This is a genomic window from Candidatus Schekmanbacteria bacterium RIFCSPLOWO2_02_FULL_38_14 (genome assembly GCA_001790855.1).
Classification (GTDB): domain Bacteria; phylum Schekmanbacteria; class GWA2-38-11; order GWA2-38-11; family GWA2-38-11; genus 2-02-FULL-38-14-A.
In genome coordinates this window covers 1-17,571 of sequence record MGDH01000024.1, presented here as the reverse complement: position 1 = coordinate 17,571, position 17,571 = coordinate 1, and the positions used below count along the sequence as shown (strand labels likewise).

Genomic DNA, 17,571 nt, shown 5'->3' with positions numbered 1-17,571 from the left:
AAGAAAATAATATGGAACAGGCAGATAAAGAAAAAGTTGAAACAAATGAGTATTTCGAGCCTGAGGTTTTGGCATTTTGCTGTTACTTCTGTGCTTTTGCTGCTGCAGATTTAGCAGGTTCAATGAGGCTGCAATACCCAGCAAATGTTAAAATAATAAGAATTCCGTGTACAGGAAAGGTTGATGTAATCTATATTTTAAAGGCTTTTGAAAAAGGCGCTGATGCAGTTTTTGTGGCAGGATGTCTTGAAGGAAACTGCCACTATCTTGAGGGTAATATGAGGGCAAAAAAAAGAATTTTAAGCCTGAAAAAATTTCTTGATGAGATAGGAATTGGTGGAGAAAGGTTGGAGATGTTCAATATGTCTTCCTCAATGGGTACAGCTTTTGCCGAGGCTGCATCTGAGATGACTGAAAGGGCAAGGAAGTTAGGGATGAATCCAATCAGGAAAAAGAATGCAGAATACAGGATACAATAGACAGAAAACAGTGCATAGCTCTGCCCAAATTGTAGCAGCAGACCCCTTGGTCTGCCAAAAAAAACGGACAGCCATATAAAGGCTTTTTAGAATGTAATTGTTCAATAGCAGGATAGGCGTCCCGCCTGTCAAAACTAAGATTTTTGTATGAAAATTAATCCGGATTCAGTGTTTAGAAAAGAGATAGAAAAAGAATCAGTTCAGAATGTAAATCTCTGCTATCAATGCACAAAATGCACTGCCGGATGCCCCATGGCTGAGGAGATGGATTATTCTCCGACCCAGATTGTCCACGCAATTCGCCTTGGACTGAAAGATAAGGTCATAAACAGCAAAACTATATGGGTATGCGCTTCCTGTGAAACCTGCACAACGCGATGTCCTCAGGGTGTTGATATAGCAAAACTGATGGATAGTGTCCGGCACCTTGCAATAAAAGAAGGAATAGTAGTGCCTGATGAAGTTAAAGAGATACCACTTTTTTACAGAATTGCATTAAAAAACATAAGAAGATTTGGAAGAATGTATGAGGTCGGAATGATTACATCGCTGAAACTTGCAACAGGTGAGTATTTTAAGGATTTAAGGCTTGGCTATAGGATGGGATTAAAAGGCAAATTTAAAATACTGCCCGAGAGAACAAGGAGCGCCAAGGAAGTGAAAAAAATTTTTGAAAAGGCATTGGAGATTGAAGGTAAAAAACTATGACCTATGCATACTACCCGGGGTGTTCTCTTCATTCGACAGCATCAGAATATGATGCGTCAGTAAAAGTTGTTTTTAAAAAGTTAAATTTGGAACTTTTTGAAGTTCCTGATTGGATCTGTTGCGGAACAACGCCTGCACATGCGACTTCAAAGGTTTTATCAGCAGCACTCCCGATTAAAAATCTTTCTCTTGTTGAGAAAGGAAATTTTTCAGAAGTTGCTGTGCCGTGCGCTGCCTGTTTTCAGAGCTTAAAGACTGCTGTCTATGAGATTGAGCATGACAAGGTTTTGGAGGAACAAGTCAAAAAAGTAATTGATTACTCATACGGAGGGAAAGTAAGGGTAAGGCATCCCCTTGATATACTTATAAATGATGTCGGGCTTGAAAAAATCAACTCTCTGGTCAGAAAATCATTAAATGGTTTAAAGGTTGTTTGTTATTATGGCTGCCTTGTCACAAGACCTCCAAAGGTTATGGCATTTGATAATTGCGAATATCCTGAGAGCATGGACGAGATTTTAAAAGCCTGTGGTGCAAATGTTTTAGACTGGTCTTACAAGACTGACTGTTGTGGCGCAAGCTTTGCCCTTGCAAGGACTGAGTCTGTGCTAAGGCTTACAAATCTCATTCTTCAAAATGCTAAAGATGTAGGCGCAGAAGCAATATCAGTTGCCTGCCCTCTGTGCCATGCAAACCTTGATACAAGGCAGAATGATATTTTTGAAAAATATAATGCAAGATATGACCTGCCAGTCTTTTATTTTTCCCAGCTTCTTGGATTGGCTTTTGGATCGGGTGTCAAAGAATTAGGCCTAAAAAAACACCTTGTTTCACCATTAGAAATTCTGAAGAATAAAAAATTAATAATTTAAATTTATTATCTCTCAAAGACAAATTTATTTTAATTTCCTTGACAAAACTAATTGATTTGGCTATAAGTAAATATCTTGTTACCTTTGGGTCTGGTGGCAAGTAAGAATTTAATTAAAAGACCCGGATTTGAATTGCTTGTGAATCGGATTTTAATCGGAAAGCTTGGAAAGATTTATCCTTACCAGAGTATCTTCACCACTTTAATCCCATTGAATTAATCTGAGTCTCAAGAAAACCCTAACTTTTGGAGGTTATATGGGTAAAAAATTGTATGTGGGCAGTCTTCCTTATTCATTGAGTGAGGGACAATTAGTAGAACTTTTTTCTCAGCATGGTGCTGTTGAGTCAGGAAAGGTAATTTCTGACAAATACACAGGCCAGTCAAAGGGATTTGGCTTTGTGGAGATGAAGTCTGATGAAGATGCTCAGAAAGCTACCGCAGCTCTTAACGGAACTGAGCTTAATGGTAGAAAAATTGTAGTTAATGAGGCGCGTCCTATGGAGAGCAGAGAACGCAATGACGGGGGCGGAAGAAATAACAGAAACAGCAGATGGTAAGTTAATAAGTTAAGCTGTATAACTGCAAATTCAAAAAGAGCAGGTTAAAAACCTGCTCTTTTTTTTTATTCTGTTTCTAAAAACATAGAAATTTTCTATATTTTTAGTTATAATAACTTTTTTCCCCTTAAAGCTTCCATTATATCATCATATTCAAACCCCCTCTGAAGCAGGTATCCAATTAATGCCTTTTTACCTTTCGCTTCGTTTAAATCATAACGACCTGCCCTCTTTTCAATAACCTCTGAAATCTTCTCTTTTTCCTCCCCAGAGTTGAATTCTTTCCACGCTGATTCTAATATTTCCTTATCAAATATTTTCTTCTCATAAAGTTTTCTGTTAATTCGATTTTTGCCATAGCCTTTTTTAAGATATGTGGAGATGATGTTTAAAGCCAATTTTTTGTCATTCAAATAATTAAGCTCTTTTAAACGAAAAATCACTTCGTTAATAGTTTCCTCGCTGCAGCATTTTTTTAACAACCTTTCTTTCAGTTTTATAGCCGAGCAGGGATATTGGTTCAACCAGTAACAGGCATAGTTGTAAAGCTTTTGAGGGTCTTTAATTATTTTAAGTTTTTTTGTCATTATTTTGGAGACTCAAAAATTTTCATTTTTTTACCATTTTTTTCTTTAGCAATGCAACAAATTTGTGCTAAAGTTTTCTAGGATGATAAAAAAGCCTAAAAAACGTCGGTTTTTTTGACACTTTTAACCTTTTGAAAAATAAGCTTAATATAGATTTAACAGGAAAAACTGTCGGGTTTTTGAACACTTTTCATATTCAGTGTTTAAAAAAAAAACAGCACAACAAATAAAATTACAATAAAATCAATAAGTTATTGTGTTAAAAACTGTTTGGTATGGTTCTTGCATTATTATATCAGAATTAGGAATGGATTGTTAAAACAGGTGAATGGAGAAAATATCAATATAAATCAAAGAGTTGATTGCTTAAGGAGGTTTTTATAGTATGAAAAAAAATATAATAGTTTTTACTCTTTTATTCCTTACACTAGCACTTTGCCTATTTGAAAAACAGGTTGAAGCAGTTTCCTTTTCCTTTGCAGGGGCAACATATATTACAGATCCAAACTTAAATGGCTTTTCAGAATTAATCTCATTTGATACCCAGACCATATTCAACTCCGACCCTGAGGATGATAATATTCTGTATAATAATGTTGAAATCAGCAACCTTACGCTTGCGGGTACATGGTCTACAATTGGCAACATGACATTATTTGATTTTAATCCAACCTATTATGCGAGTGGTTTCAGAGTTCAGAATGGCAGCAGCACGGATTTGCTTATAGCTGATTTGGAGGCTTTAACCCTTACTACCAATGCAGGGGAGGGAACTGTAAACAGCGAGCTTTTGATAAACCTGTTTAATATCAATGTTACCACTGCAGGTTTGGCATTGGGCTCTGATGTGCTTGATGCGTTTAACTCAAGCTCTATAGGTGGAATACTTACACTCACACTCCAATATAACGGTAATTTAGCTACAGCAATAAATGCTGGAACTTCAGTTACAACCATAGGATCAGGAACAGCATCAGTTTCAGTTCCAGAACCTGCCACTACAACCACAGCATCAGTTCCAGTTCCAGAACCTGCCACACTTCTGCTTTTAGGTGCTGGACTGGTTGTATTAGCAGGTGTTAAGAGAATAAAGAGAGGATAGTTTTTGCTGGGTTAACTTTTTGGGTTGTTGTTGATAGAAAGCACTGTATATGAAAAAATATTTGATAGTATTTATAGCAGTACTAATAACATTTTCGCTTACAAAGAATTCCTTTGCAGCACCTGTTTCTTTCTCTTTTGGAGGAGCTATAAGAATAAGCGATAGTTTTCCAACTGATGGCTTTTCTGATTTATTAGACTTTAAAACAGGAAGGATATTCAGTTCAGACCCTACAGCTGACCCTCTTTTAATTTCAGGTCCTTATACTGCTAAGAACAGGGTTGAAATAGCTGATTTACATCTGGGAGGAACGAGTTTTTTAGATAATGGAGGGACTCCTGAAACGTTTGATGACTACACAGTGTTTCCGTTTTCTCCAACTTATTACACAGATGGATTTAAAATACTGAATCCAACAGGTACAACAACTTATCTAACCGCAAATTTGAAAGCTCTTACTCTGAGAACCCGCGGAGGAACAGGTAATATAAATGCCAATGAGCTTAAGATAGATCTGCTTAACGTAGTCCTATCTCCAGATGGCATTGCACTTAATTCTGCTATCCTTACTGCGCTGGCAGGGTCAAGCAAAGGGGATATATTAACTGTTACAATGCAGTATTCAGGAACCCTTGACTATGCAATAAGGTCAGGGCTTACGATCAATGCAAGCTATTCAGGAACAGTTTCCAACCCCACTCCAAGTGGCAATGAGGGAGGAAGTTCAGCGCCTGTTCCAGAACCAGGAACTCTCCTTCTCTTGATAGCCGGGCTTGCAGCGCTTCTGGTTGCTGGAGACTTAAAAAAGAAGTCTAATTAGACGCTCATTGCTAGTTTTTTTGAAGCAACTCATTGCTTTGCAGCTACATCCGCAATCCAAAATCCACAATCACGCCAAACTTCTGTATTGTAAATGTACAAATAACATGTTATTCTATAAAGCTGAATGAAAGCTCTTAATATGATAAAACCTAAAGCGCTTACCCCAGGAGATACTGTCAGGATTATTGCTCCTTCAAGCCCTTTTGAAAGGGAACATCTTGAGAAAGGTGTTTTATGGTTAAAGAAAATGGGTCTTGATGTGAGCTATGATGAGAGGATATTTGAAAAAACAAGATATCTTGCAGGCAGTCACAAGAATCGTGCTGATGAGATAAACAGAGCATTTGCAGATTCAAGGATAAGAACAATCGTATGCGCAAGAGGAGGATATGGTGCAATAGGGATATTGCCATTTTTAGATTTAGAAAATATCAAGAAAAATCCAAAGATATTTCTTGGATGCAGTGATGTTACAGTGATTTTAAATCACATAACCTCTGAGACAGGACTGATAACATTCCACGGACCAATGGTTGCAAGCTCCCGTTTTGCAAAAGGTCCAACCACAATGACTGAAAACTTTTTCATGAAGGCACTGATGTCAAAAGAAGCGGTTGGGGAAATCAGGCATGATGGAATCAGAGTTTTAAAAGGAGGAACAGGAGAGGGGCAAATGATGGGAGGATGTTTGTCTCTTTTAGTGACAACCCTTGGAACACCTTATGAGATAGATACTAAAAATAAGATTTTATTCATTGAAGATATTGGTGAACAACCCTACAAAATTGAAAGAATGCTGACGCATTTAAAAATGGCAGCAAAACTGAAAAGGGTAAAAGGAATAATATTCGGAGATATGGAAGGATGCCAGCCAAAAGATGATAAAAGCTTTTTGCTTGAGGATGTGATTCTGGATGTATTTGCGGATATTAAAGTGCCTATTCTGTTTGGTTTCCCTTCAGGCCATAGCTTTGATAACATTACAATCCCTTTTGGAGTAAATGTTAAAGTAGATGGAGATAAGGGAAAAATTTCAATATTAGAAAATGGAGTGATGTAAGAAGAAGATGAAAGAATTTTTAAATGTTAAAAAAAAGATGGAAGAAGGAGTAGAAAAAGGTGTTTTCCCTGGTGCTGTCCTTTTAGTTTCCATAGGCAAGGAAATAGCATTTCATAAGGCTTTTGGGTTTCGTTCTGTAATGCCTGAAAAAAAACCCATGACAGAAGATACAGTTTTTGACATTGCTTCTCTGACAAAAGTTGTTGCGACAACAACGGCAATAATGATTTTATTAAAAGAAAAAAGAATAAGCCTTGAAAACAAAGCAGGCGAGTTTGTTCCGGACTTTAACTGTAAAGAAAAAGAAAATATCACTTTTCGTAACCTCCTTAACCATTGTGCAGGTTTGCCGGATTGGTTGCCTCTTTACAGGGGGTTGCTTGAAAAGCAAAAATCCACAAATGAATTTTCTAAATATGACGGCAAACAATATATTTATAGCAGAGTAAATAAGGAACCTCTGGTATATGTTCCGGAAACAAATTGTAAATATAGTGACATGGGTTTTATAATTCTTGGTGAAATTATCGAGATTATTTGCGGGAAAGGTCTTGATAAATATTGCGAGGAAAAGATATTTAACCCGCTTTCTCTTTCTGCAACTTTTTACAATAATCTTTTTGAACAATCTTCAGCTTTAAAACAGAAAAACCGGCTTTTTGCTTCTACTGAAAATTGCCCGTGGAGAAAAAAGGTTTTAGAGGGAGAGGTTCATGATGATAACGCATATGCAATGGGAGGAATTGCTGGACATACAGGAGTCTTTTCAACAGGGATTGACCTTCACAGATTCACAACAGAAATCCTTAAATGCTACAGTGGCGAGGGAGGTTTTATCCCTCAGAGAATTGTCAGGGAATTTTTAATGAGGCAAGATATTGTCAGGGGCTCATCATGGGCTCTTGGATGGGATACACCGTCTCCTGACATTTCAACTTCCGGGCATTATTTTTCAAAAAAGTCAGCAGGGCATCTCGGTTACACAGGAACTTCTATCTGGATAGACCTTGAAAGAGAGATAGAAATTATCCTTCTTACAAACAGAGTTCACCCAACAAGAGAAAACAGGAGTATTGCAAAATTCAGGCCGGAAATTCATGACCTTGTAATGAAAGAGATAGGGATTTGCTGATGAAACATGTTCACCTGATAGCTGTATGCGGAACAGCAATGAGCGCCCTTGCAGGAATGTTTAAGGAAAAGGGATACAGGGTTACCGGCTCGGACCAGAATGTTTATCCTCCTATGAGTGATATACTCAAAAAACAGGGTATAGAAATCAGGGTAGGTTATAAAGAAGATAACATTGCCGACAAGCCCGACTTAGTAATAGTTGGCAATGCTGTTTCAAAAAATAATCCTGAGGTTGAAGCACTGCTTGATTCGAAAATTTCTTATCTCTCAATGCCACAGGCCCTGGCAGAATTTTTCCTTAAAGATAAAAAAATAGTTGTTGTTGCCGGAACTCACGGCAAGACAACAACATCATCAATTATAGCCTGGGTTTTAGAAGCGAGCAGAAAAGACCCTTCTTTTTTAATTGGAGGTATTCCAAAAAATTTTGGGAAAAATTATAAACTTGGCAAAGGAGATTTTTTTGTAATTGAAGGAGATGAGTACGATACTGCCTTTTTTGATAAGGGTCCGAAGTTTTTGCATTATATTCCGGATGTGGCAGTGCTGACAAGCATTGAATTTGACCACGCTGATATTTACGCGGACTTTTCTCAGGTTGAAAATGCATTTAAAAAATTTATTCATAAAATACCACTGCAAAGTAAACTTATAGCCTGCGAAGATGATGAGAACGCAATAAGGATTTCAAAAGAAAGTGCTTGCAAGGTGGAAACTTACGGAATTAATTCAGTGTCTGACTGGAGAATTGAAGGGATTGAAAGAGGGAATGGGAATGCTTTTTTTGAAATAAGACATAAAGAAAATATTCTTGGCAGGTGTATTACAAGCCTTATAGGAAAACATAATTTAATGAATCTGCTGGGAGCAATTGCAGCGTTGAGAAGTTTAGGGCTGTCGGCTGAAGAAATAACTGCAGGAATCCAAAGTTTTCAGGGAGTAAGGAGAAGGCAGGAGATTGTTGGTGAAGTAAAAGGAATTACAGTTTTTGATGACTTTGCACACCATCCTACTGCTGTGAGGGAAACTGTAAGAGGATTTAAGGAAAGTTATCCTGAAAGAAGATTATGGGCGGTTTTTGAGCCAAGGTCAAACACCAGCAGGAGATCTGTTTTTGAAAAAGAATACAGCGAGGCTTTTCTTGATGCTGAAAAAATTATAATTGCCGGAGTCTACAACCCCGGATTGCTGGACGATAAAATCCGCTTTTCCCCTCAGAGGGTTGTTGATAATTTAGTGAATAAAGGCAAAGAAGCCTTTTATATTGAGAAGGTTGAAGATATAGTAAGCCATTTGGCAGGGAATTTAAAAAAAAATGATATTGTTCTCATCATGTCAAACGGTGGTTTTGGCGGAATACATAAAAAATTACTTCAGAAACTCAAAACAGTTTGAGAATTTTATAAAATCTTTTTTTCTGTCACTGCGAGCAGGTTACCCGCTCGTCATTGCAAAGGGCTTCCTGCCTGTCGGCAGACAGGTAACCCTGAAGCAATTTCTCTGTTTAATCAGTTAGTTATCACCTTTATGCTGAGATTGCTTCGTCACTCTCTGTGTTCGTTCCTCGCCATTACAATCAGTGGGTATTCTTATCTATATACTCACAGTAACCAAGCTAATGTAGATATTTCTGTCCTGTTATTAACTCCTACTCAAGTCCGCTCCACTTGCTCTTGTGCCATCCATCCTCATAAGATGAGGCATAAAAGAGAGTAAGTTTCATATGGCTTATACGCCATTTTCCATCCTTGCCCTTTCTGTATTCATCATCTTCAAGCCCGCAAATCCAGACACCTTTGCCATTTGCCATTGTAGATGTTTGCCATAGATACCAGTTTGCCTTTGCAGTTGTTGGACCTGTTAGGGTTACACGAGGCTGAAGAAAGAAATGCGCTCCAAAAACTAAGCCCTTGCCAACATTGGTAAAAAATTCCTTCAACTCCTTGTGTCCAGTATGTTTTCCGAATCTTTCTCCTCCATCCCACACAGCATCTTCTGTAAAAATCTCAAGCATTCTTTTTGGATTGTAGTTATCATCGCAGACTTCAGAGTAAGTTGCTTTAAGCTGTTTTATCGCTTCTATGTCTTCCAGAGCCTGGACTCTTTTTGCAAGTTCTTCAATTGTCATTTTACTCTCCTTTTCTTTTTTAAAAAAGTTTAAAGAACTACACCTTGCAAAAGCAAGGCATCCTAAAAAATTTATCCATAGCAGTGCTATTTTTTACTGCTTTTTCTATCAAAGGGATTGCTTTTTCAGGACCTCCACCCCGAGAGGCAGGTACGAAAAGCACACTAATTCCTTCTGCAAGATACCTTCTTTGGATTTTCTTTATCCAAGGCAGCAAGAATTTCTTTTTCTTTTACATTTTCCTTTCCTGTAGAAATTAGTTTTGGCAAGCTCCAAACGCTAAAATGGCAGATTTTATTTACAAGAGCCAAGGCTTTATAAAAATGGCTATCAAAATATTTTTCATTGTATTTAATAGAATTATTAAATGCAATCAAAGACTTATCAGTATAATTCTCAGAAAGATTCCATTTTTTTCCTTCTTCATTTTCTAATTTTAGCTCAAAAGGCTCTGCCATTAAAAAATATAGTTTTCCAAGCAAAAAATTTTCCATATAGTTTGTAGGTTCTTTAATAATAAAGCTATTAAGGCTTGCCTCGAAGCTTCTCATCTGTTCAATATTACCTGATAGGGAGAGTTCATCAATTTTCTTTTCAATGGACTGAACCTCCAGTGCGTTTGCAAAAAAAGGAAGAAGGATTAAGAAAAAAATAAGAATAAAACTTTTCACAAAATAACTCATTTCTTACATTAACTAATTGATTTTATTTAATAAAATTTAATATTCTTTCCAAGTCATCAATGGAATAATACTCTATTTGAATTCTGCCGCAATTTTTTTTCTCGTTGTGAAAAAGCTTAACTTTTGTAGCAAGGGTTCTTTTAAGTTTTTCTTCAATTTCAAAAACTTCAGGAGATGCTTTTGAAGGAATTAGTTTTTTCTTCTTTGTTTTTCCCCAGTTCTGGACAAGATTCTCAAGGGTTCTTACAGACAATCCTGTTTCATAAACCTTTTTGCTGATAGATATCTGGTCTTTTTGGTTTTGAAGCCCTGCAACTACTTTGGCGTGCCCCATTGTTATCTTTTCTTCAAAGAGATAATTTTTAACTTCTTTCGGCAGGTTCAGAAGCCTTAAATAATTTGAAATGGTTGCCCTGTTTTTCCCTACTTTTTCTGAGAGTTCTTCGTGGGTTAACTGATATTCTTCAATAAGTCTTTTATATGCTTGCGCTTCTTCGATTGGATTTAAATCCTCTCTCTGAATGTTTTCAATCAGAGCAAGCTCCATTGCGTCTCTTTGAGATACATCTTTAATAATTGCAGGAACAGTTTTTATTCCTGCTATTTTTGCTGCTCTCCAGCGCCTTTCACCTGCTATTATTTTATAGCCTCCGTTTTCTTCTTTAAGAATTATTGGCTGAATGATTCCTCTGCTTTTTATGGAGTTTACAAGATGGCTAAGCTTTATATCATCAAAAGTTTTTCTTGGCTGGTGTTCTCCAGGAAAAATTTTTTCAACATCTACGTTTATTAGCGGTATTTCGTTTAAGAGTTTCTGTTCAGGTATTAAAGCCTCAAGCCCCCTGCCAAGAGATTTTCTTTTCATTTTCTATAATCTCCTCTGCTAATTGTTGATATGTTAAAGCTCCCTTGGAATGTCTGTCATATAAAATAATTGGTTTGCCAAAACTCGGAGCCTCAGAAAGACGGACGTTTCTTGGAATTATGGTTTTGAAAACTTTTGCGCTGAATCTTTCAATAACATTTTCAGTGACTTCATTTGAAAGATTTGTCCTTGAATCAAACATTGTAAGCAGGATTCCTTCTATTTCTAAATCCGGATTAAAATTTCTTCTGATTCTTTTTACTGTTTCTAGCAATTGCGCGATACCCTCAAGGGCATAATATTCACACTGTAGCGGAACTAAAACTGATGTTGCAGCACACAGGGCATTAATAGTCAGAAGACCCAAAGATGGAGGGCAGTCAATTATGGTATAGTGGAAATCATCTTTAATATTTTGCATGGCGTTTTTAAGAAGAAGTTCTCTTGATGTTGTATCTATAAGCTCTATTTCAGCACCATAAAGGTCTTGAGTTGAGGGTATAATCTTTAACTCTCCTATTTCACAGTTTTTAATAGTTTTGCTTAAAGGGATTTCTCCAAGAATTGCCCTATAGAGACTCATGCCATCAGGTATGCTATTTATCCCTAAGCCGCTTGAAGAGTTTCCCTGGGGGTCCATATCAATAACAAGAGTCCGTTTCCCTAAAACTGCAAGGGAGGCAGAGAGATTTATTGACGTTGTAGTTTTCCCTACCCCGCCCTTTTGATTTGCAACAGCGATAATTTTACTCAAAGGTATCTCTTAATTATTGAATTAAAAAGATTACAAATTATTAATCTGCGTAATCATGAAATTATATATAAATTATCATATTTAAGGATTTTAAGGCAAGGAAAAATTGCAAATGTTTCACGTGGAACAAGATGGTTAATGCTATTAATTACTAATAGCTTATAGACTGCTTGTCTTTCGTTCATCAAAAACAAGGAATAGAATTTCTACTGTAGGTTTTTTATAATTTAATGGATTGTCAGATTTGCTAAAAATGTTTCACGTGGAACAATAATAAAAAAAACAAATTTCAAGCACCAGATTCCAAGTAAAATGCAACCTTAGATTACTTAATGACTAAAATTAAATAAGCTTGGTTGATATTTCTGTCATAGGAATTTATTTAAAGTTTGGAATTTGTTATTTGGGAATTACTTTGAGTTTTGATATTTGCAAAAAAAGGGTGGAGTTTTTTCTCCACCCCTATAGAATTGGTGCTTTGTTAGTTTAGCTTACCATCTGCTACTGCGGTTGCCTCCGCCGCCGCCTCCTCCTCCGCCTCTTCTTCCTCCTCCGCCTCCACCGCGATCGCTACGGGGCTTACTCTCCATGGGACGTGCTTCATTAACTACTATTTTCCTTCCTTCAATCTGAGTTTCGTTAAGGGCATCTATGGCTTTCTGAGCATCTTCATCAGACTTCATTTCCACAAAGCCAAACCCTTTTGACTGGCCTGTATATTTATCAGAAATTACTTTTCCTGATTCTACAGCGCCGTACTGAGAAAAAAGTTCTACCAATTGTCCCTCGCTAAAAGAATAAGGGAGACTACCCACATACAATTTTTTACCCATATAACCTCCAATAAGTTAGGGTTTTCTTGAGACTCAGATAATTAAATGGGGTGTAGAACGGGAAGATACTCTGACGAGGTTAATTCTTTCCAGACTCTCCGCTTAAAATCCGATTCACAAGTAATTCAAATCCGGGTCTTTTAGATGTATTGTTACTTGCCACCAGACCCACAGGTGATAAGTTCTTTCTTCAATACCCTAGCCGTCTATTTTTGTCAAGAGGATTTTTTAAAATTATAAAAACTTGCTATAAGATACACAACAGTCATGCTTTTCAGTACTAGTTGGAAAAGACTCCAAAAAGATTTTATTTCCTAAAAATTATAAGAGTTCGATTCAGTTTGCTGAGCGGAAGCTGATAGGTTTTCAGATCCGAAGTTGCAAAAAAGTTTTTTTCAACAATGAAATTCCTTTTGGGATTCTCGCCCCCGAAATATATTAAAACGCCCTTTTTGCTTAAGAGTTTATAAGAATCTGTAATGAGTTTTAGAGATGGAGATACAGCGCGAGTAATTATTAATTCAAACTTTCCAAAAAAATTCTTATCATTTGATATCTCTTCAAGCCTTTTATTAACTATATGAATTTTTTCTAATGAAAGGATTCTTGAAATATGTTTCAAAAAAGAGACTTTCTTCTTTGTAGCCTCAAGAAGAAAAAGATTTATCTCCTGAGACATTATTTTAATAGGTATTCCTGGAAATCCTGCTCCGGAACCAATATCAAGACAATAAGAACCAGGCTCTATATTAAAAAATTTAAGAAAAAAAACTGAGTCAAGAAAAAGTTTTTCTATTATTTCATCATTATCTTTTATTGAAGTAAGGTTTATTTTTTTGTTCCATTTTTGAAGTTCCTCAAGGTAAATACAAAATTTCTCCTCTTTCTCTTTATCAAGGATAAAAGGGAATTTCGCTCTATCAAAAATTTCTTTTAAGAAATGGTAAGGCATGGGTTAATTAAAGATGAAATAATAGTTTAAAATAATACTCAAAGAATCTGTTGCCCTGCTTTAAGTTTACTGTTTTCATATTTTACTTTAATATAAACCATTAGCGCTGAAATAGCAGCTGGGGTTATTCCAGATATCCTTGATGCCTGGCCAAGGCTTATTGGTTTTATATTTTCAAATTTTTCAATAGCTTCTCTGGAAAGCCCCTTTATTTCACTATATTTTATTTCCTGTGGAATTTTTATGTTTTCAAGTTTTTTGAATTTCTCAATCATATGTTCCTGCCTTTTTATATACCCCTCATATTTTACCTGGATTTCAATCTGCCTTGCAATATCTTGAGGAATTTTATCCAAACCATCGCTTATTTTTTTTATATGCTCAAAGCTTATCTCTGGTCTTTTGAGTATCTGGTCAAGGCTCTGTGGTATAGAAATCTCAATTTCACCAATCATTTCAAGAGCTTTGTTTGTTTCTTTAGATGGATTTAGTGATGTGTTTTTTAAATAGAAAATTTTTTCATTAATTATTTTTCTTTTCTCTTCAGTATAGTTATATGCTTCTTCAGTAATTAACCCTAGTTCTCTTCCGTATTTCATAAGCCTCATATCAGCATTATCCTGCCTTAAAAAAAGCCGGTATTCTGCGCGTGAAGTGAACATCCTGTAAGGTTCTTTTGTGCCCAAAGTTACAAGGTCATCAATTAACACACCAATATAGGATTCAGACCTTTTTAGGACGAATGGTTCTTTTTTGAAAACTTTTAAAGCTGCATTGATTCCTGCTATAAGTCCCTGTGCAGCAGCTTCTTCATAACCTGATGTTCCGTTTATCTGCCCTGCGTGTAAAAGTCCTGAAATCAGTTTTGTTTCAAGGCTTGGTTTAAGCTGGGTTGGGAAAACAAAATCATATTCAATTGCATAACCGGGTCTTATTATTTCAACGTTCTCTAATCCTTTTATTTTATAAAGCATATTAATTTGAACTTCTTGTGGAAGACTCGTTGAGATTCCATTTGGATAAATTTGGTCGCAGTTAAGCCCTTCTGGTTCAAAAAATATTTGATGTCTGTCTTTTTCAGAAAATTTTACCACTTTATCTTCAATTGATGGACAATATCTTGGTCCAATTCCCACTATTACTCCAGAATAAAGGGGTGATTTGTTTAAGTTTGATTTAATATATTCATGAACCTCGTTATTAGTATAACCAATATAGCAAGAGGCTTTATTTTCTAGTTTTACTCTTGTTAAGTGGGAAAATGGTTCTGGATTTTCATCTCCTTCCTGGATTTTCATAGAAGAAAAATCAATAGAACTCCCTCTTAATCTCGGAGGTGTTCCGGTTTTAAGTCTTCCTATCTTGAATTCAAGAGCTTCAAGGTTTTTTGAAAGATGCATTGCAGGCGGGTCTTCCATTCTACCTGCCGGAAATTGCTCAAGCCCTATGTGTAGCAAGCCTCTCAGGAATGTGCCTGTAGTCAAAACTACTGTTTTTCCTTCAAAAAATTCTCCATTAATAGTTTTTGCACCATATACTTTACCTTTAAAAGTTATAATTTCGCTTATTTCTGCTTCTCTTAGAGTTAAATTTTTACATCTTTCAAGAACCTCGCGTATACTATTTTTATAAGCAATCTTATCAGCCTGCGCCCTAGGTCCCCATACGGCAGGCCCTTTTTTGGTGTTTAGCATTCGGAACTGGATGCCTGTCTTATCAATGTTTTTTCCCATTTCACCACCAAGAGCATCTATTTCTTTTACAATATGCCCCTTTGCAAGACCGCCTATGGCAGGATTGCACGACATAAGGGCAATGTGGTTAAGGTTGATAGTGAAAACTATGGTTTTACAACCCATGCGTGCAGCGGCAAGAGCTGCCTCACACCCTGCATGCCCTGCACCGACTACGATTACATCAAAAGGTTCGTGGTTCATAAATATTAAAGATTGTACAGATTTTTAAAAAAATTACAGAGATTATAAAAGAATTGCACAGATTTATTAAAAACTTCAATTAGTGTAATCATAAAAACAGTTTTGTCAAAGAGAAAGGAAAAATCAAGATAGAGCTTATTCTCCGAGTGCTTTATGGATAGATTCAATCAGAGCAGACATTTTTAGGGGTTTTGTTATATATTCAAATGCGCCATGGTTCATGGCTGAAGTTAAACTAATAAAATCTCCAAAGGCCGTTGTCATAATTACAGGGGTTGAAGGATGTTTTTTAAAAATCGCTGATATTAGTTCAATCCCTCCTATGCCCGGCATATTCTTATCTGTAATGACAAGGGCGAAATTACTCTCTTCGAGTTTTTTCAACGCCTCTATCCCATTAAGAACCTTTTCAATTGAATATCCGCAGTTTGTCAAAACATCTTCTAGAAGACAGCAGAATTCAAAATCGTCATCAATAATAAGAATTTTTCTTTTTTCCATAATAAATCATAAAAAATGAGGGTTCAAGTGGTTAGGGATAAGGTTTTGGTTAATTCAAAATTCAAAAACACTCATACTTACCTGATGTGTCTCTACTTACTTTCACTTTTGATATGGAGAGTATCTGGGTTGGAGGTTCAGCAATTTGTGTAGTCTTATGCACTCGATAATTCATACTATTTAAAGCAGTTTGAATTTCTGACACATCTACTTCTTTTTTTTACTGTGTTTTAAACTAAATCCCCCATTTTTTTTTGTCAACTTTTTTCTGTATTTGTTATTTAACGTTTCAATTGTCGTAGTTTTTTAGCATTTAAAATGTCGCTGTTATTATCGCAAGAAAAGTGTTAAGAATTAAAGGGGACGGTTCTCTTTTTCTTAATAAAGAGAACCGTCCCCTTTAATTACATTACATGCTGAAGACAAAGCGTCTTTTTTGGATTGAATCTCTGGAAAAAATCGGTCACTGAGGTCACCACAGTGTTCTTTTGCTTTGTACTCGAGGTATTCTTGGTCTACTTTATCAAGCAAATGGAACTTTGCTCTAGCCTTGAAAGTGTGCGATTGTTCTTGATTGAGGTTGCTTTTTGATACACCTGCAAACGCAGCAATTTCCTCGATACATTCGCTTATTTTGTCGGTTCGAACAATCAACAATCGATCTTCTGGGACAGTTTCGATTACCGTGCGGTTATGATGTGCCCAATATGAAAAGTAACCGTCAAGCGTGTATAGGCCTTTTTCCTTTAAAGCCAGTTCCCCTTGCGAATGAGTATATATGTCAGGTCGAAATCTCAAATCACGCAGTTGAATCCATTTATCTGAGGATTTGTAAGCAAGTTGATGGTTGATGAATGAATCGAGCCATGCGTATGGATTGCGGATGGTTAGAATGAATTTCGCATCAGAAAATAATTCAACTAGTTTATCAAGCAGAAAGAAGTTTAACTGGGAGGAGTCTACGTCGAGCCACAATCTTCGATCTCGCTTTAACACATAGTGCCGAAGCTCTTCGTCGTCAATGCGACCCGCTGAAACATCTAGGATTGTGTCTATGACCTTGTTGCTTTCAGCTTCATGAGCGGATCGCAGTTGACCGCGAAAAATTGCCTCGATCGAGTGAGTCCCTGACTTAGCAGTTCCCACGCAGTAGAGATGCGCTTTGTGGGGGTTCATCAAACGAAATAAGGGCGTGGATGGCAGCGCCATTTTCAACTTGTTCATGGCTCGATGCAACATGACTGGTTACTCCTCCCGAGGGCTGTATAACATGTATTATACGGCCTAAATAATCTGACAAATATTGCAATTTCTGCAGTATCAGTCATCCGTATATTTCATGTTGTTAAATTAGTAAATCTAAAAGTTCCAATAAGTTATGCTAAAACACTCATACTTACCTGATGTGTCTCTACTTACTTTCGCTTTTGATATGGAGAGTATCCGGGTTGGAGGTTCAGCAATTTGTGTAGTCTTATGCACTCGATAATTCATACTCTTTAAAGCAAAAGCAGTTTGAATTTTTGACACATCTACTTCTTTTTTTTACTGTGTTTTAAACTAAATCCCCCATTTTTTTTTGTCAACTTTTTTCT

Annotated in this window: 19 protein-coding genes; 9 read left to right on the top strand and 10 right to left on the bottom strand. The window is 36.5% G+C overall.

The features are described 5' to 3' along the window. Positions 1 to 11 precede the first annotated feature (11 nt). The 4 genes from A3H37_10095 to A3H37_10080 all read left to right on the top strand — a co-directional run bounded on the left by A3H37_10095 (position 12) and on the right by A3H37_10080 (position 2,618). Positions 12 to 479: a heterodisulfide reductase subunit MvhD gene (locus A3H37_10095; protein OGL49450.1), complete on the top strand. Its 468-nt coding sequence runs from the start codon at positions 12 to 14 to the stop codon at positions 477 to 479. A 147-nt stretch (positions 480 to 626) separates the two neighbouring features. Then, positions 627 to 1,187, top strand: a complete 561-nt coding sequence (locus A3H37_10090) for a hypothetical protein (protein OGL49449.1) — start codon at positions 627 to 629, stop codon at positions 1,185 to 1,187. Then, a complete protein-coding gene (locus A3H37_10085) occupies positions 1,184 to 2,059 on the top strand; it encodes a heterodisulfide reductase subunit B (GenBank protein ID OGL49448.1) in 876 nt (291 codons plus the stop codon). Before A3H37_10090 ends, A3H37_10085 begins: the two co-directional genes overlap by 4 nt. Before the next feature lie 256 nt (positions 2,060 to 2,315). Next, positions 2,316 to 2,618, top strand: a complete 303-nt coding sequence (locus A3H37_10080) for an RNA-binding protein (protein OGL49447.1) — start codon at positions 2,316 to 2,318, stop codon at positions 2,616 to 2,618. Positions 2,619 to 2,725: 107 nt separating this feature from the next. Here the strand turns inward: A3H37_10080 and A3H37_10075 are convergent, their stop codons facing one another. Further along, entirely contained in the window at positions 2,726 to 3,205 is a 480-nt protein-coding gene (locus A3H37_10075; GenBank protein ID OGL49446.1) for a hypothetical protein, read from the bottom strand. Positions 3,206 to 3,590: 385 nt separating this feature from the next. Here A3H37_10075 and A3H37_10070 point away from each other — a divergent pair, with 385 nt between their 5' ends. From A3H37_10070 to A3H37_10050, 5 genes are all read left to right on the top strand, one after another. Beyond that, positions 3,591 to 4,307, top strand: coding sequence for a hypothetical protein (locus A3H37_10070; protein OGL49445.1), 717 nt, complete (start codon positions 3,591 to 3,593; stop codon positions 4,305 to 4,307). Positions 4,308 to 4,356: 49 nt separating this feature from the next. Beyond that, entirely contained in the window at positions 4,357 to 5,127 is a 771-nt protein-coding gene (locus tag A3H37_10065) for a hypothetical protein (protein ID OGL49444.1), read from the top strand. A gap of 141 nt (positions 5,128 to 5,268) precedes the next feature. Then, positions 5,269 to 6,189, top strand: coding sequence for a hypothetical protein (locus A3H37_10060; protein OGL49505.1), 921 nt, complete (start codon positions 5,269 to 5,271; stop codon positions 6,187 to 6,189). Positions 6,190 to 6,196: 7 nt separating this feature from the next. Then, positions 6,197 to 7,321: a hypothetical protein gene (locus A3H37_10055; GenBank protein ID OGL49443.1), complete on the top strand. Its 1,125-nt coding sequence runs from the start codon at positions 6,197 to 6,199 to the stop codon at positions 7,319 to 7,321. Then, positions 7,321 to 8,718 carry a UDP-N-acetylmuramate:L-alanyl-gamma-D-glutamyl-meso-diaminopimelate ligase gene (locus A3H37_10050; GenBank protein OGL49442.1) on the top strand — a complete coding sequence of 466 codons (1,398 nt, stop codon included), beginning with the start codon at positions 7,321 to 7,323 and terminating at the stop codon, positions 8,716 to 8,718. Before A3H37_10055 ends, A3H37_10050 begins: the two co-directional genes overlap by 1 nt. Before the next feature lie 253 nt (positions 8,719 to 8,971). On the opposite strand, the gene A3H37_10045 is transcribed toward A3H37_10050, so the two are convergent. The 9 genes from A3H37_10045 to A3H37_10005 form a co-directional block, all read right to left on the bottom strand. Continuing rightward, positions 8,972 to 9,451 carry a hypothetical protein gene (locus tag A3H37_10045; protein ID OGL49441.1) on the bottom strand — a complete coding sequence of 160 codons (480 nt, stop codon included), beginning with the start codon at positions 9,449 to 9,451 and terminating at the stop codon, positions 8,972 to 8,974. Between the two features lie 164 nt (positions 9,452 to 9,615). Next, on the bottom strand, positions 9,616 to 10,122 hold the full coding sequence (locus tag A3H37_10040) for a hypothetical protein (GenBank protein OGL49440.1): 507 nt from the start codon (positions 10,120 to 10,122) through the stop codon (positions 9,616 to 9,618). 34 nt (positions 10,123 to 10,156) lie between these two features. Beyond that, positions 10,157 to 10,999, bottom strand: coding sequence for a hypothetical protein (locus A3H37_10035; GenBank protein OGL49439.1), 843 nt, complete (start codon positions 10,997 to 10,999; stop codon positions 10,157 to 10,159). Next, positions 10,968 to 11,753 carry a sporulation initiation inhibitor Soj gene (locus A3H37_10030; protein OGL49438.1) on the bottom strand — a complete coding sequence of 262 codons (786 nt, stop codon included), beginning with the start codon at positions 11,751 to 11,753 and terminating at the stop codon, positions 10,968 to 10,970. The genes A3H37_10035 and A3H37_10030 overlap by 32 nt, the downstream gene beginning before the upstream one ends. Before the next feature lie 491 nt (positions 11,754 to 12,244). Continuing rightward, positions 12,245 to 12,586, bottom strand: coding sequence for an RNA-binding protein (locus tag A3H37_10025; GenBank protein OGL49437.1), 342 nt, complete (start codon positions 12,584 to 12,586; stop codon positions 12,245 to 12,247). Positions 12,587 to 12,893: 307 nt separating this feature from the next. Next, positions 12,894 to 13,538 (bottom strand): 16S rRNA (guanine(527)-N(7))-methyltransferase RsmG, encoded by a 645-nt coding sequence (locus A3H37_10020; protein OGL49436.1) that lies wholly within the window; start codon positions 13,536 to 13,538, stop codon positions 12,894 to 12,896. A 38-nt stretch (positions 13,539 to 13,576) separates the two neighbouring features. Further along, positions 13,577 to 15,475 (bottom strand): tRNA uridine-5-carboxymethylaminomethyl(34) synthesis enzyme MnmG, encoded by a 1,899-nt coding sequence (locus tag A3H37_10015; GenBank protein OGL49435.1) that lies wholly within the window; start codon positions 15,473 to 15,475, stop codon positions 13,577 to 13,579. 135 nt (positions 15,476 to 15,610) lie between these two features. Then, positions 15,611 to 15,976 (bottom strand): hypothetical protein, encoded by a 366-nt coding sequence (locus A3H37_10010; GenBank protein OGL49434.1) that lies wholly within the window; start codon positions 15,974 to 15,976, stop codon positions 15,611 to 15,613. Between the two features lie 378 nt (positions 15,977 to 16,354). Beyond that, complete coding sequence (locus A3H37_10005; protein OGL49433.1) at positions 16,355 to 17,215, bottom strand: hypothetical protein; 861 nt, start codon at positions 17,213 to 17,215, stop codon at positions 16,355 to 16,357. Positions 17,216 to 17,571: the final 356 nt, after the last annotated feature.

Coding starts and splice junctions, on each gene's coding strand:
- A3H37_10095 (OGL49450.1), top strand. CDS start 12: ATGGAACAGGCAGATAAAGAAAAAGTTGAAACAAATGAGTATTTCGAG.
- A3H37_10090 (OGL49449.1), top strand. CDS start 627: ATGAAAATTAATCCGGATTCAGTGTTTAGAAAAGAGATAGAAAAAGAA.
- A3H37_10085 (OGL49448.1), top strand. CDS start 1,184: ATGACCTATGCATACTACCCGGGGTGTTCTCTTCATTCGACAGCATCA.
- A3H37_10080 (OGL49447.1), top strand. CDS start 2,316: ATGGGTAAAAAATTGTATGTGGGCAGTCTTCCTTATTCATTGAGTGAG.
- A3H37_10075 (OGL49446.1), bottom strand. CDS start 3,205: ATGACAAAAAAACTTAAAATAATTAAAGACCCTCAAAAGCTTTACAAC.
- A3H37_10070 (OGL49445.1), top strand. CDS start 3,591: ATGAAAAAAAATATAATAGTTTTTACTCTTTTATTCCTTACACTAGCA.
- A3H37_10065 (OGL49444.1), top strand. CDS start 4,357: ATGAAAAAATATTTGATAGTATTTATAGCAGTACTAATAACATTTTCG.
- A3H37_10060 (OGL49505.1), top strand. CDS start 5,269: ATGATAAAACCTAAAGCGCTTACCCCAGGAGATACTGTCAGGATTATT.
- A3H37_10055 (OGL49443.1), top strand. CDS start 6,197: ATGAAAGAATTTTTAAATGTTAAAAAAAAGATGGAAGAAGGAGTAGAA.
- A3H37_10050 (OGL49442.1), top strand. CDS start 7,321: ATGAAACATGTTCACCTGATAGCTGTATGCGGAACAGCAATGAGCGCC.
- A3H37_10045 (OGL49441.1), bottom strand. CDS start 9,451: ATGACAATTGAAGAACTTGCAAAAAGAGTCCAGGCTCTGGAAGACATA.
- A3H37_10035 (OGL49439.1), bottom strand. CDS start 10,999: ATGAAAAGAAAATCTCTTGGCAGGGGGCTTGAGGCTTTAATACCTGAA.
- A3H37_10025 (OGL49437.1), bottom strand. CDS start 12,586: ATGGGTAAAAAATTGTATGTGGGTAGTCTCCCTTATTCTTTTAGCGAG.
- A3H37_10020 (OGL49436.1), bottom strand. CDS start 13,538: ATGCCTTACCATTTCTTAAAAGAAATTTTTGATAGAGCGAAATTCCCT.
- A3H37_10015 (OGL49435.1), bottom strand. CDS start 15,475: ATGAACCACGAACCTTTTGATGTAATCGTAGTCGGTGCAGGGCATGCA.
- A3H37_10010 (OGL49434.1), bottom strand. CDS start 15,976: ATGGAAAAAAGAAAAATTCTTATTATTGATGACGATTTTGAATTCTGC.
- A3H37_10005 (OGL49433.1), bottom strand. CDS start 17,215: ATGTTGCATCGAGCCATGAACAAGTTGAAAATGGCGCTGCCATCCACG.